General features: G+C 32.5%; 10 protein-coding genes. 8 read left to right on the top strand and 2 right to left on the bottom strand.

The genetic code is table 11. The features are described from left to right. Positions 1-122 precede the first annotated feature (122 nt). Positions 123-1,565, bottom strand: a complete 1,443-nt coding sequence (locus MARIT_RS06395; protein ID WP_100211081.1) for a pyridoxal phosphate-dependent decarboxylase family protein — start codon at positions 1,563-1,565, stop codon at positions 123-125. A 144-nt stretch (positions 1,566-1,709) separates the two neighbouring features. On the opposite strand from MARIT_RS06395, the gene MARIT_RS06390 reads away from it, so the two are divergent. The 8 genes from MARIT_RS06390 to folD all read left to right on the top strand — a co-directional run bounded on the left by MARIT_RS06390 (position 1,710) and on the right by folD (position 13,400). Beyond that, positions 1,710-3,332: an OstA-like protein gene (locus tag MARIT_RS06390; RefSeq protein WP_100211080.1), complete on the top strand. Its 1,623-nt coding sequence runs from the start codon at positions 1,710-1,712 to the stop codon at positions 3,330-3,332. Positions 3,333-3,337: 5 nt separating this feature from the next. Beyond that, the gene (locus MARIT_RS06385; protein WP_100211079.1) at positions 3,338-4,519 is read left to right on the top strand and encodes an aspartate aminotransferase family protein; all 1,182 of its coding nucleotides are present in this window, start codon (positions 3,338-3,340) and stop codon (positions 4,517-4,519) included. A gap of 221 nt (positions 4,520-4,740) precedes the next feature. Then, on the top strand, positions 4,741-6,510 hold the full coding sequence (locus MARIT_RS06380; protein WP_100211078.1) for an AMP-dependent synthetase/ligase: 1,770 nt from the start codon (positions 4,741-4,743) through the stop codon (positions 6,508-6,510). A 73-nt stretch (positions 6,511-6,583) separates the two neighbouring features. Next, the gene (locus tag MARIT_RS06375; protein WP_100211077.1) at positions 6,584-8,350 is read left to right on the top strand and encodes an AMP-dependent synthetase/ligase; all 1,767 of its coding nucleotides are present in this window, start codon (positions 6,584-6,586) and stop codon (positions 8,348-8,350) included. 66 nt (positions 8,351-8,416) lie between these two features. Then, entirely contained in the window at positions 8,417-9,295 is an 879-nt protein-coding gene (locus MARIT_RS06370) for a phosphatidylserine decarboxylase (RefSeq protein WP_024742175.1), read from the top strand. Beyond that, positions 9,295-10,917, top strand: coding sequence for an RluA family pseudouridine synthase (locus tag MARIT_RS06365; protein WP_024742176.1), 1,623 nt, complete (start codon positions 9,295-9,297; stop codon positions 10,915-10,917). The genes MARIT_RS06370 and MARIT_RS06365 overlap by 1 nt, the downstream gene beginning before the upstream one ends. A 199-nt stretch (positions 10,918-11,116) precedes the next feature. Beyond that, complete coding sequence (gene ffh / locus MARIT_RS06360) at positions 11,117-12,445, top strand: signal recognition particle protein (protein ID WP_024742177.1); 1,329 nt, start codon at positions 11,117-11,119, stop codon at positions 12,443-12,445. 79 nt (positions 12,446-12,524) lie between these two features. Further along, a complete protein-coding gene (folD, locus tag MARIT_RS06355; protein ID WP_024742178.1) occupies positions 12,525-13,400 on the top strand; it encodes a bifunctional methylenetetrahydrofolate dehydrogenase/methenyltetrahydrofolate cyclohydrolase FolD in 876 nt (291 codons plus the stop codon). Between the two features lie 75 nt (positions 13,401-13,475). Here folD and MARIT_RS06350 read toward each other — a convergent pair whose 3' ends face one another. Beyond that, complete coding sequence (locus tag MARIT_RS06350; RefSeq protein ID WP_024742179.1) at positions 13,476-14,423, bottom strand: PorP/SprF family type IX secretion system membrane protein; 948 nt, start codon at positions 14,421-14,423, stop codon at positions 13,476-13,478.

Raw genomic sequence — 14,423 nt, 5'->3', positions numbered from 1 at the left:
GAAAAAGAAAAAGTGTAGTTGGATATCTCCAACCACACCGCAAATATAAGTAGTTATTTTCTTTTAAAAAAACTTTTCTCTTTTTTTTTATCATCTCCCATTTCACAAAAGAAACTGATTAATCAATTATTCGTTTCTCTGTCTTTTAAAATTTCTTCGGCAAAAGAATTACACAATAACAATGTTTCTTTTACATCTTCTATAGAGGTTTTAGGGTTAATCAAGCACATTCTTAAAACAACCTCTCCATTCAAAAGAGTTGTTACCAACAATGCTTCTTTCGATTCCATTACCTTTTTAGAAATCTCTTGATTCAAAGCATCTAGCTCTTTTTCTGATAAGGACATTCCTATTGGATGGTATCTAAAGTTAATGACTGCTAGGGTTGCCGGCGACACTATTTCCCAATTCCTACTTTTACGCAATATAGCTTCTACTTCTTCTGCTAAATTAATATTGTAGGTAATTGCTTTTCTAAAGGTTTCTAATCCATATGTTTTTATAGACATATAAAATTTCAATGCTCTAAAACGTCTTGTTAATTGAATTCCATAGTCATAAAAATTGATTTCTGATGTATTTCCTTCTATATCTCTTAAATATTCCGGATTTTCACTGAAAGTACTACTTAACCATCCCTTATTTTTAACTAATAAACAACCGATTTCATAAGGTTGAAAAAACCATTTATGAGGATCTACTGTTAAAGAATCTGCTCTTTCAATTCCTCTCAATGCTTTCTTTCCTTTTTCCGATAATATAGCAGCTCCTCCATAGGCACCATCAATATGAAACCACAAACCTTCTTCCTCGCAAATATCGGCTATAGCATTCAAAGGATCTACTGTTCCTGTATTCGTAGTTCCTGCGGAAGCTATAAAACAAAAAGGATTCAATCCTTCCAATTTGTCTTTTGCGATTGCATTTTTTAATTTATTAATACTTATTTTAAAATCAATATCTGTAGGTAAAACACGTACTTGCTCTTTCTTAAACCCCAAAACTCTAATTGCTTTTATATTAGAAGAATGTGCTTGGTCAGACAAATAAATAATTGCTTTAGAAAAATCGTCTCCACACTTTATTCTTCTAGCTGTAACCAAAGCTGTTAAATTAGCCATAGAGCCTCCACTTGTAAAGATTCCTCCTCCTCTCTCTACTGGAAAATCAAACATTTTAAGTAGCCAGTTCATCGTTACGATCTCCAATTCGGCAGCCGCTGGAGAAGTTACCCAACCTCCAGAAAAAATATTAAACCCTGTTGCTAGTGTATCTGCCATGGTACTGATATAATTACTTGGCCCTGGTACAAATGAATAAGACTTAGGGTGCGTCATGATATTACTATATGGAATTACATTTTCCATAACAAAATCTAAAACTTCAGTTGCTGGCGTTGATTTTTCTGGGGCTTCCTGTAAAAAAACGGCATCCATCTCTTCTCTTGTTGCTGAGGTTACAGGTTTTTTAGATTCCATGGTATCAAAATGCGCTACAAGAAGATCTACAATCTTGTATCCATAATCTTTCATTTCTTTTTTTGATAAATCAAAAACTGATTTCATTTATTCTATTTTAATTTATTGCAAAATTACTTTATTGAAAATCATTTAATGCTAATAATTGCCATTTTAATTATTAAAATTTTCACTTTTTTATCCTAATTTTTCAATGAACTTTTCCTTACTTTTGCTGAAAAGTATTATCATTTGAAAAAAATATTCTTCTTATTAGCTCTTATTACATCTGTTAGCTATTCTCAAACTAAAAAAATTAAAATTCTTTCTTCGGAAATTAGTACCGCTGATGAGGAGCAATTTCCTGGAGCTACTATTTTAATTGGTCATGTAAAAATAGCTCATGAAGGCGCCACTTTAGATTGTAAAAAAGCACTTTTATATAAAAAAGAGAATTTATTTAAAGCTGTTGGTGAAGTAGTCATTGAACAAGGAGATAGTATTATACAATACAGTGATTTTACAAATTATAACGGAAATACACAAAAAATAACTTCTTGGGGAAATGTAGAAATTAATGATAAAGAAATGAAGCTATCAACAGATACCTTACATTTTGATAGAAAAAAACAACTTCTTTATTATCCTGATGGAGGAACCATCAAAGATTCTAAAAACACCTTGAAAAGCTATGAAGGAACTTATGCTTTAAAAGCAAAAAAATTTACTGCAAAAAATAATGTTACCGTCACGAATTCTGAAAATGAGCTCACTTCTGATTACTTAGATTATTATACTGATACCAAATTTGCCTATTTATATGGACCTTCAACCATTTTGAATGTAAAGGATAGTACTCAAATTTATTGTGAGCGAGGGTTTTATGACACCAATACCGATATTTCTTATTTTGTTAAAAATGCAAAATTATCTTCAAAGCAAAAGACTATTGAAGCTGATAGCTTGTATTATGACAAACGTAAAGGATTCGCTTCTGCTACTAGCAATATAAAAATACTTGATACTGTTCAAAATTTTATTACCAAAGGTAATTATGCTGAGCTGTTTGAAAAAAAAGACTCTCTTTTTATAGTTGACAAAGCTGTTGCTATCTCTGTGTTTGAAAAAGATTCTATGTACGTTCACGGAGATACTCTTTTGGTTACAGGAAAGCCTAAAAAACGTATGATAAGAGCTTATCATAATGTAAAAATATTCAAATCTGACTTGCAAGGTAAGTGTGACTCACTTCATACTAACGAAGAAAATGGCGTTACCAAGCTTTTTGTAAATCCCGTACTTTGGTCTGGTAAAAGCCAGATGACTGGAGATCTAATCCAATTACTTTCTGATACTAATACAAATAAATTAGATTCTTTAAAAATTTTAAATAATGCATTTGTCATACAAAAGGATACCTTATCTAAAGAGAACTTTAATCAAATAAAAGGTAGAAATATGTATGGTAAGTTTATCGAAAATAGGCTTAAAAAACTACTTGTTAAAGGGAATGCGGAATCTGTTTACTATAATAGAAATCAAGATACTCAACAACTGGAAACAATTACCAAAGAAATAGCTAGTGACATTGAATTTGTTATGGAAAATAATGAGATTAGTCAGACAAAGTATTTTAAGAAATCAGAAGGAAAGACCTATCCTCCTTCTAAGTTTCCTTTAGACGATAAAAAATTAAAAGGATTCATTTGGAGAGAAAATGAGCAACCCAAAATAATGAAAGATATTTTTAATAACGATGCTCCTTCTAAACAGTTTTCTCCTAAAAAAAGAAACAACGCTATAAAAAAGGCCAAAGAGGAATTTTTTTCAAATGAAAAAAGCTTAATAAATACCAAAAAACGAAGTACGAAATAAAGATAATGAAGTCTGACTTTTTAAAATATCAAGGGCAAACAACTCCGCATCCTTTAGCTATAGAAATTTCTTTTGCCAAAGGTAGCTATATATATGATACTTCTAAAAAAGAGTACTTAGATTTCATTGCTGGTGTTTCTGCTAATAGTTTAGGGCATAATCATCCTAGGATATCTAACGCCATAAAAAAGCAAATAGATACCTATACCCATGTAATGGTATATGGAGAATTTATCCAACAACCGCAACTTGACTTATGTAAAACATTGGTTAGCCTCTCTCCTAAAAATTTATCTTCTGTGTATTTAGTTAATTCTGGAACAGAAGCTACAGAAGGTGCTTTAAAACTAGCAAAGCGTTTTACAGGAAGAAGTGAAATGATAGCAGCTAAAAATGCCTACCATGGAAATACTCAAGGGGCTATGAGCGTATGCGGCGCAGAGGAACAAAACCGTGCCTTTCGACCGCTTATTCCAGGAACTAAATTCATTCAATTTAACAATGAAAAAGATTTAGAAAAAATCACTTCTAAAACGGCTGGTGTTATTTTAGAAACTATTCAAGGAGGCGCTGGTTTTATCGAACCTAAAAATAACTATTTGCAAAAAGTACAAGAACGCTGTAATGATGTTGGTGCTTTGCTTATTCTTGACGAAATTCAATCGGGCATCGGACGTACTGGCTCTTTTTGGGGATTCAGTAATTACAATGTTATTCCTGATATCATTATTACAGGAAAAGGGTTAGGCGGAGGTATGCCTATTGGAGCCTTTATGACTTCTAATGAAATAATGAGTACTTTACAAAAAAAACCTAAACTTGGTCATATTACGACTTTTGGAGGGCACCCTGTTATTTCTGCTGCTGGACTAGCTACCATAAAAGAAATTACACGCTCTAACCTAATTGAAGAATCATTAAGAAAAGAGAAACTATTCAGAGCCTATTTACAGCACTCAAGCATACTTGAAATAAGAGGAAAAGGACTCATGCTTGCTCTTATTGTTGACTCTCCAGAGCTTGCTTCTAAAATCATTTTATCTTGCTTAGAAAAAGGATTGCTCCTTTTTTGGTTGCTTTTTGAAGGTAGAGCCATTAGAATAACTCCCCCTCTTAACATCTCGGACGATGACATCAAAAAAGGATGTCAAATTATAATCGCTGCATTAAAAAAGCATTCAAAATAATATAATAATTATCTGTGGGATGCATGGTAATTACCGCTTTAGCTCATCCACATAAAAAAATTAACATAGTAAATAAGTCCATATTTACTAACTACTGCTTTATTCCTTATTCTCTTTTTCTTAATGGATCTAAAACTATAAGTAATATTAATTATATTTCATAATCCATCTATTTTTTTTTATTAGATTTATAGCTATTAATAACCCCCTCATTCTTTTTTATGCATATTTCTAAAATTACACGCTTATTTGACTTTCCTCTTTACCAAAAAGAAAACTATCCTCAAAATAAATGCTTCGTTTATAAAGAAGGGAGTGCTTGGAAAAATATTTCGACTACTCAATACCTTACAGAAGCTAATAAAGTTAGTAGAGCCCTCCTTGAACTAGGTATCAAGCCCAAGGATAAAATTGCAGTTATTACTTCTGTAAATCACCCCAAATGGCATATCTTAGATATTGGAATTTTACAAATAGGTGCTATTAATGTTCCTTTATACCCTACTTTTTCAGAAAAAGATTATGAATATATCATCAATCACTCTGACGCAATGTATTGCTTTGTTTCAGATGACCTTTTATTAGAAAAAGTAAACGCTATAAAAAACAAAACTGCTTTAAAAAAAGTTTTTTCTTTTGAAGAAACAACAGCCACCTATAGCTGGACATCTTTTCTTTCTTTAGGTAAAGATAAACTTACTCAAATAAAAGTTGAAGAACTTAAAAGAATGGTAAAACCGGAAGATTTAGCTACCCTTATTTATACTTCGGGAACAACAGGCACTCCTAAAGGAGTCATGCTTTCTCATAAGAACATTGCTGATAATATTTTTGCTGTTGGCACAATGATAGCTTTAAAGGGCCATGAAAAAAGAGTAGTTAGCTATCTTCCTATCTGTCATATTTTTGAGAGAGCTTCCTCTTATTATAGTCAATATATGGGGTTTGAAATTCACTTTGCTGAAAGTATTGAAAAAATTGGCGATAACCTTAGAGAAATCCAACCTCATTTTATGGCTGTTGTTCCTAGGTTATTAGAAAAAGTATTTGATAAAATAGTCGCAAAAGGTAGCACCTTAACTGGTTTAAAAAAGAGGCTGTTCTTTTGGGCATTAGAATTAGGCGAAAAATATGAACCGTATGGTAAAAATGGATGGAGGTATCGATTTCAACTAAGTATTGCTCGTGCGCTTATTTTTAAAAAATGGCAAAAGGCTTTAGGAGGTCATTTAGAATTTATGGTTGCAGGAAGCGCTCCCACGCAAGCCAGATTAATACGCATATTTTCAGCGGCAGGCATCCCTGTACTCGAGGGATATGGAATGACAGAAACTTCTCCTGCTGTTTCCGTTACCGATATTCGAAACAAAGGTTTTAAAATTGGTTTTGTAGGGAAGGTTTTAAAAAATGTTATTGTAAAAATAGCTAAAGACGGTGAAATACTTGTAAAGGGCTCCAATGTAATGGTGGGGTACTATAAAAATTCTGATTTAACTAATCAAACAATTCAAAATGGCTTCTTATATACAGGCGATATCGGTACTATTGACTCTGATGGCTTTTTAAAAATTACAGATCGAAAAAAAGAAATTTTCAAAACTTCTAACGGAAAATATATCGCTCCTGCCGTATTAGAAAATGAATTTAAAAAGTCTCGTTTTATAGAACAGATTATGGTTATTGGTGAAAATCAAAAAATGCCTGCGGCACTAATACAAGTATCTTTTAATTTTGTAAAAGAATGGGCAAAACGCCATAAATATACCATAACCAACTTTAATACAGATGAAAAACTTATAAAACGAATTCAAAAAGAAATTGACTTTTATAATAAAAAATTTGGAAAATGGGAGCAAATTAAACGCTTTGAAATTACTCCAGATGAATGGACGATAGCTAAAGGACATTTAACACCTACCTTAAAAATTCGACGTAAAGTTATCATTGAAAAGTACACTAGTTTGTTTCAAAAAATATATAATCAACACTAAAACAAATAATTAAATACAACTTGTTTTATCGTTTGATTTTTCCTACTTTGCAAAGCCTTAATTAAATGAATTTATGTCGACTGAAATTACCCGTCTTTTTGACTTTCCCTATTATCAATTAGAAAAATACAATTTAAAAAAATCTCTAACTACTAAATACAATGGCGAATGGAAATCTATCTCCACACAAGAATATATAGATGAAGCTAATAAATTAAGTAGAGGTTTATTACGTTTAGGTGTCCAAGCAAACGATAAAATTGCTGTAATTTCTACTAACAACAGAACTGAATGGAATATTTGTGATATTGGTATTTTACAAGTAGGTGCCCAAAATGTACCTATCTACCCTACTATATCAAAAGAAGACTACGAGTATGTTTTAAACCATTCTGAAGCTAGCTATTGCTTTGTTTCTGATGAAAGTATTTTAGAAAAGCTGAACCAGATTAAACACAAAACTAAATTAAAAGATATTTTTACTTTTGATGAGATTACCAACGAAAAAAATTGGAACAAGATTTTAGAACTTGGTAAAGACAATAGTAACCAAGAAGAGGTAGAAGCTCGTAAAAACAACGTTAAAACGGACGACTTAGCTACCCTAATATATACTTCGGGAACCACAGGAAGACCTAAGGGAGTTATGCTCTCTCATGGTAATATTGTGTCAGATGTATTAAGTAGTGAAAAAAGGGTTCCTTTAGTTTATGGCCAAGAAAAAGCACTAAGTTTTTTACCTACTTGCCATATTTTTGAACGCATGATTTTATACTTGTATCAATATTGTGGTGTTTCTATTTATTTTGCAGAAGCAATTGATAAGCTGAGCGAAAATGCTCAAGAAATCAAACCTCATGTAATGACTGCCGTTCCTCGTTTATATGAAAAAATTTACGATAAAATATATGCTAAAGGAACTGATTTAAAAGGCATTAAAAAGAAGCTTTTCTTTTGGGCCATTGAATTAGGATTGAAATACGAACCTTATGGAGCTAACGGATGGTGGTATGAAAAACAACTAAGCATCGCTCGCAAACTAATTTTTTCTAAATGGCAAGCTGCTTTAGGTGGTCAACTAAAATTAATGGTTTCTGGATCAGCTCCTTTACAAGCTCGACTGGCAAGAGTATTTGCTGCTGCGGGAATGCCTGTTATGGAAGGTTACGGTCTTACTGAAACATCTCCTGTTATTTCTGTAAATGACGTTCGAAATGGTGGTTTTAAAATTGGTACTGTTGGTAGAATCATTGATGATGTAGAAGTTAAAATAGCTGAAGATGATGAAATTCTAATAAAAGGTCCTAATGTAATGCAAGGGTATTATAAAGACCCTGAAAAAACTAGTGAAGTACTTAAAAATGGTTATTTCCACACAGGGGATACAGGTGAAATAAATGATGGTTTTTTAAAAATTACAGGACGTAAAAAAGAAATGTTTAAAACTTCTGGTGGTAAATATGTAGTTCCACCATTATTGGAAGGACAATTGAAACAATCAAGGTTTATAGAACAAGTTATGGTTATTGGTGAAGGAGAAAAAATGCCTGCTGCTTTTATACAGCCAAACTTTGAGTTTTTAAAAGAATGGGCAAAGCGCCATAGCCTTTCCTTTGCCTCTAACGAAGCGCTAATTAGCCATCCTAAAGTTATTGAAAGAATTCAAGAAGAAGTTACGACTTGTAACGCAAAATTTGGAAAATGGGAACGTATTAAACGCTTTGAATTGACAGCAGATGAATGGTCTATTGACGGAGGTCATTTAACTCCTACTATGAAAATGAAGCGAAAAATTATTAAAGAAATTTACAAAGATTTATATAATAAAATTTATTGTTAATCTTATAATTGATATTTTTGAGGCTGTTTATTTTTTATCTAAACAGCCTCATTTTTTATAACAAATATGAATTCAATTCAACTTATTAATAGAGTATCAAAAAAGCAAGAAATAGAAAAGACCCCTAGTAAAGGTTTACTGTCTTTCCTTTATAAAACTCCCTTGGGTAAATTAACTTTACATACATTATTCAAACGTAAAATCATTTCTACCATTGGTGGTTGGTATATGAACTCTTCGCTTTCGCAAAAAAAAATAGCACCTTTTGTAGATAAATATCAAATGGATATGTCAGAATATATCGTGCCAAAAGGAGGGTTTAAAACTTTTAATGATTTCTTTTATCGAAAAATTAAACCAGCTGCACGCCCTATTCAATCAGGTATTGTATCTCCTGCTGATGGAAAAATACTTGCTTTTAATAGCATTGAAGAATCAAATACCTTTTTTATAAAAGGAAGCGAATTTTCCGCCAAAAGCTTTCTTGCCAATGAAAATATTGCGTCCAAATATGAAAAGGGTGCAATGTGTATTATTCGTTTAGCTCCTCTAGATTACCATCGTTTTCACTTTCCTACCGATGGAAATATTAGTTATTCAAAAAAAATAAACGGTTATTACTATTCTGTTTCACCAATTGCTATGCAAAAAAATTTAGATTTTTTTTGCCAAAATATTCGTGAATATAGTGAATTAACTACCAAAAAGCACGGAAATATTCTTATAGCAGAAGTAGGCGCTACTATGGTAGGTAGCATTGTCCAAACCTACACACCTCTTAGCGATGTAAAAAAAGGAGATGAAAAAGGGTATTTTGCTTTTGGAGGTTCTACTCTTGTCTTATTTTTTGAGAAAGGAAAAATTGTATTTGATAAAGACTTAATCCAAAATACCGAAAAAGGGTTCGAAACTACTATTAAAATGGGAGAACAAATAGGAAACTAATGTCCAAGGTCATTTCTTTTAAATCCGATGTATCTCATATCAAATTACCTGATAAGTTTGATTATCCATTTCATTATGAACCTCATTCAATCTCTAAAATTGCTACTAAAGAGCTTCAAGAATACTTAAAAAGGCAAACCGATTTCACTCATAACTTTGGGTTTTCTAATTCTGATAAGAGCAATGGTTTAGGCAAAATGTTTGGAGTTTTAGTTGTTAGAAATAATAAAGATGAATTAGGATATCTTGCTGCTTTTTCAGGCAAATTAGGAAATAGTACGCAACATAAGCTATTTGTACCACCTGTATTTGATGTTTTAAACGAAAACGGTTTTTATAAAAAAGCAGAAACAACACTCAATCTACTCAATAGCAAGATACAACAACTCATTACTAGCCCTAATTATTTAGAAATAAAAGAAGCCTATAATAAGTACTCTCTGCAGCAGCAAGCCATACTAGATGAGGAACATAAAAAAATTAAACTTCGAAGAAAACTTCGAAGGCAACAACAAAATACCAATAACCAACTCAATATCAACGAGGAATTCTATTTAAAGGAATATAAAATATATTTGGAAGACAAAATAGCTCCATTAAAAAAGCAATTTGAAAATTTTGAAAATAGAATAAATGCATTACAAATTGAGAGAAAAGAAAAATCTGCATGGGTACAACAAGAAATTTTTAAACATTATTCATTTTTAAATGCAGAAGGAAATTACAGAAATTTACTTAGTATTTTCAACGATTCTAAACATCACATTCCTGCTGGAGCAGGAGATTGTTGCGCCCCAAGGCTATTACAATATGCCTTTTTTAACAATTTGACCCCCGTATGTATGGCTGAATTTTGGTGGGGAAAGCCTCTGAATACTTCCATTAGGAAACACGGTTACTTTTATCCTGCTTGTAGTGGTAAATGCAAGCCAATTTTAACATACATGCTAGAAGGAACTCCTGTTAATGACAATCCTCTACTAAAATCCCTTCAGACAAACAAAAAAATCGAAATTATATACGAAGATGATGATCTATTGATTATTAATAAACCTGCCGATTTTTTATCTGTTCCAGGAAAAGAAATACAAGACTCTGTATATAGCAGAATTAGAAAGCTATATCCTACAGCAACAGGTCCTTTATTAGTTCACAGAATAGATATGGCAACCTCTGGAGCTCTCCTCGCCGCTAAAAACAAAAAAACTCATAAAGCCTTACAACAACAATTTCTAAATAAATCTGTACAAAAGCGCTATATAGCATTATTGGATGGTTCTTTAAATGCTACAAAAGGCACTATTAATCTACCATTGCGCGTTGATTTAGAAGATCGTCCGAAGCAACTTGTCTGCAATAAATATGGAAAAAATGCTTTTACAAAATGGGAAACAATTACTGTTCATAACAATCAAACAAAAGTTTATTTCTACCCTATTACAGGACGTACCCACCAACTGCGTATTCACGCCGCACATCAACTAGGTTTAAATACTCCCATTGTAGGAGATGACTTGTATGGCAAAAAAGCAGCTCGCTTATACTTACATGCTGAAAAAATTAGTTTTATACATCCTACTAGTCAAAAATGGGTGGAGTTTAGCATTCCTTGTCCTTTTTAAGGAAGACTAAAGCTTACAAGTAAGTTTCTCTATTTTCATAATCGCAATTAAAGATAAAATACTTTAATTTCAAATAATTATTACTCAATTGCCATCAAATCTAATCAACAAGTTAGTAGTATAAAAAAACTCCTTACAACAACCAACAACTAACCACTAATTATTATATTTGTCCTTCCAAAAAAGAACACAAAACACTATGTTTAATAATTTAAGTGAAAAGTTAGATAAAGCCTTACATACTCTTAAAGGGCACGGAAAGATTACAGAAGTAAATGTTGCAGAAACGCTTAAAGAGGTACGTAGAGCACTATTAGATGCCGATGTTAACTTTAAAATAGCCAAAAACTTTACCAAAACCGTACAACAAAAAGCACTAGGTCAAGATGTATTAACCACATTAAACCCTGGTCAACTAATGGTTAAACTGGTTAAAGATGAGTTAACTGAACTAATGGGAGGAGATACTGTTGGAGTAAATCTTGGAGGCGCTCCTACAGTAATTTTAATGTCTGGTTTGCAAGGTTCTGGTAAAACCACCTTTTCTGGTAAGCTGGCTAACTACTTAAAAAATAAAAAAACAAAGCAAGTTTTATTAGTTGGTTGCGATGTATATCGTCCTGCAGCTATTAACCAACTAGAAGTTGTTGGAGAACAAATTGGAGTAGAAGTATATGCGGAAGTTGGAAATCAAAACCCTGTAGAAATATCTCTAAATGCAATTAAACACGCCAAAGCTAACGGTAAAAACGTGGTGATCATTGATACGGCTGGTCGTTTGGCTGTTGACGAAGAAATGATGACAGAGATTTCCAATATTCATAAAGCTGTTGAACCTCAAGAAACTTTATTTGTAGTTGATTCTATGACTGGGCAAGATGCTGTTAACACAGCTAAAGCTTTTAATGATGTATTAAACTTTGATGGAGTTATCCTAACTAAGCTAGATGGAGATACACGAGGAGGTGCTGCGCTATCTATTAAATCTGTAGTGGATAAACCCATTAAGTTTATTGGTACTGGTGAAAAAATGGATGCTATTGATGTATTCCACCCTAGCCGTATGGCCGATCGTATTCTAGGAATGGGAGATGTTGTTTCTCTTGTAGAACGTGCCCAAGAACAGTACGATGAGAAAGAAGCTAGAAAACTACAAAAGAAAATTGCTAAAGATCAATTTGGTTTCGATGATTTTTTAAACCAAATCCAGCAAATCAAAAAAATGGGAAGCATGAAAGATTTAATGGGAATGATTCCTGGCGCTGGTAAAGCTTTAAAAGATGTTGATATTGATGATAATGCCTTTAAAAGTATAGAAGCTATTATTCACTCTATGACTCCTTCAGAAAGAACTACTCCTTCTTCCATAAACGCTAGTAGAAAGAAAAGAATCGCAAAAGGTTCTGGTACAAGTGTGCAAGAAGTAAACCAATTAATGAAACAATTCAATCAAATGAGCAAAATGATGAAGATGATGCAAGGCGGAGGTGGAAGAAAAATGATGCAAATGATGAAAGGAATGAGATAACAATATAGGCTACTTAACAAAGTAGCCTTTTTTAATACTACTTAACTAAACAATATTTAACAACACAACAATATAAAAAATGGTATTATTAGATGGTAAAAAAACAGCAGCCGATATCAAAGAAGAAATTGCTTTAGAAGTTGCTGAATTAAAAAGAATGAATCAAAAAACGCCACATCTCGCCGCTGTAATTGTAGGAGATGACGGGGCTAGTTTGACTTACGTAAATGCAAAAGTGAAAGCTTGCGAGCGAGTAGGATTTGAATCAACTTTAATCAGATTGCCTAAAGAAACTACTGAGGAAGAGCTTTTAAATGAAATAGCCATCTTAAATGTAAATAAAGAGATCGACGGGTTTATTGTTCAACTACCTTTACCGAAACATATCAATGAACAAAAGATTATCATGGCTATTGACCCTACTAAAGATGTTGATGGTTTTCATCCAACCAATGTTGGTAAAATGACTTTAAATCTTCCTACCTTCATATCCGCTACTCCATTTGGTATCTTAGAGTTATTGGATAGATATCATATTGAAACTAGTGGCAAAAATGTTGTCGTTATTGGTAGGAGTCATATTGTGGGAAGCCCAATGAGTATCTTACTCTCTCAAAAGAGAAAAATTGGAAATGCTACCGTAACTATAACGCATAGTCGAACTCAAAATCTAGAAGCAATTACGCAACAAGCTGATATTATTATTGCTGCGCTAGGCATTCCTGAATTCCTAAAAGGAAATATGGTTAAAAAAGGGGCTACCATCATTGATGTTGGTATTACTAGAATTGCTGATACTTCTAAAAAATCAGGATACCGCTTAGTTGGTGATGTAGATTTTAAAGGAGTGTCCTTAAAAGCTAGCTTTATAACTCCTGTGCCTGGAGGCGTTGGACCAATGACTATTGCAATGCTTTTAAAAAATACTTTACTAGCCGTAAAAAGGAAAGTATAACAAAAAATTTTATATATAAAAAAGCCTCTTACATTCGATGTAAGAGGCTTTTTTAGCTTACTTCAACAAGAAGCCCTAAAAAATAACCATCTTTTGAGTACACCTTGCTAAACTGGGTCTTCTCTCATAATCAAAACCAAGTGTAATCATGTGAGTTCCATAGTTAAAATCTTGCACTTTATTTACATTTATTCCAAAGCCGTACGACACGTAAAAGTTTTCCTTTTTTAACCCTAACATAGGAGTTATTGCATTGGGTGTAAAAAATTGATCATTCAAAAAAGTGTAGCTTAATCCTCCCCATACATACCCATCATCTGTTCCTTGACGAAGTTTTATATTCATATCAGTTCTTGATCTCCTAGAAGCTTCAAAATGCTCTACAAATACTGAAGGCTCCAATTCAGTTATTCTATTTAATTTGTAAGTATATGACGAATAAACAGAGTACCTTCTTAAAGTTTCGGGTTCATTAGCTCTAAAACTTTCAATATCTTTTCCTACAAGATTAGATGCATTTAAACTCAGAGCAAACCTCTCATATCTGTATAACATTCCTACATCAAAATTAGAGGTAGTTACAGACTTATTTGAAACCAATTGGTTTGTATTATTCTCAGAAGTATCTATACCAAACTGAATAAAATTATAACTCAAAGCAAACGATAGGAAACTATCATGAAAATCACTCAATGTTAAATGACTTGCAAATGATACTTTAGCCCCTTGCTGGCTTGAAAAACCATTACTATCATTAAAAACCGTAATCCCAGTACCAAAACGATCAGCTATTCTAGCTTCAATAGATATTGATTGGGTATCAGGAGCATTTTTAACTCCTATCCACTGGCTAACTCCGTTAAGCCTAACTTGTAACCCTGTTCCAATCCCAGCATAAGCTGGGGAAATAACATAAGGATTATCTGCCATATGACTTACATACTGGGGCAAGTTAATTTCTTGCCCAAACATCTTTGAATTACAGCTTATTACTATAATTAAAATTACTATTATCTTTTTCAT

This window comes from Tenacibaculum maritimum NCIMB 2154, assembly GCF_900119795.1.
In the GTDB taxonomy this organism is placed as follows: domain Bacteria; phylum Bacteroidota; class Bacteroidia; order Flavobacteriales; family Flavobacteriaceae; genus Polaribacter; species Polaribacter maritimus.
The sequence above is the reverse complement of the archived record's forward strand: the minus strand, read 5'-3'. Positions and strand labels throughout refer to the sequence as shown.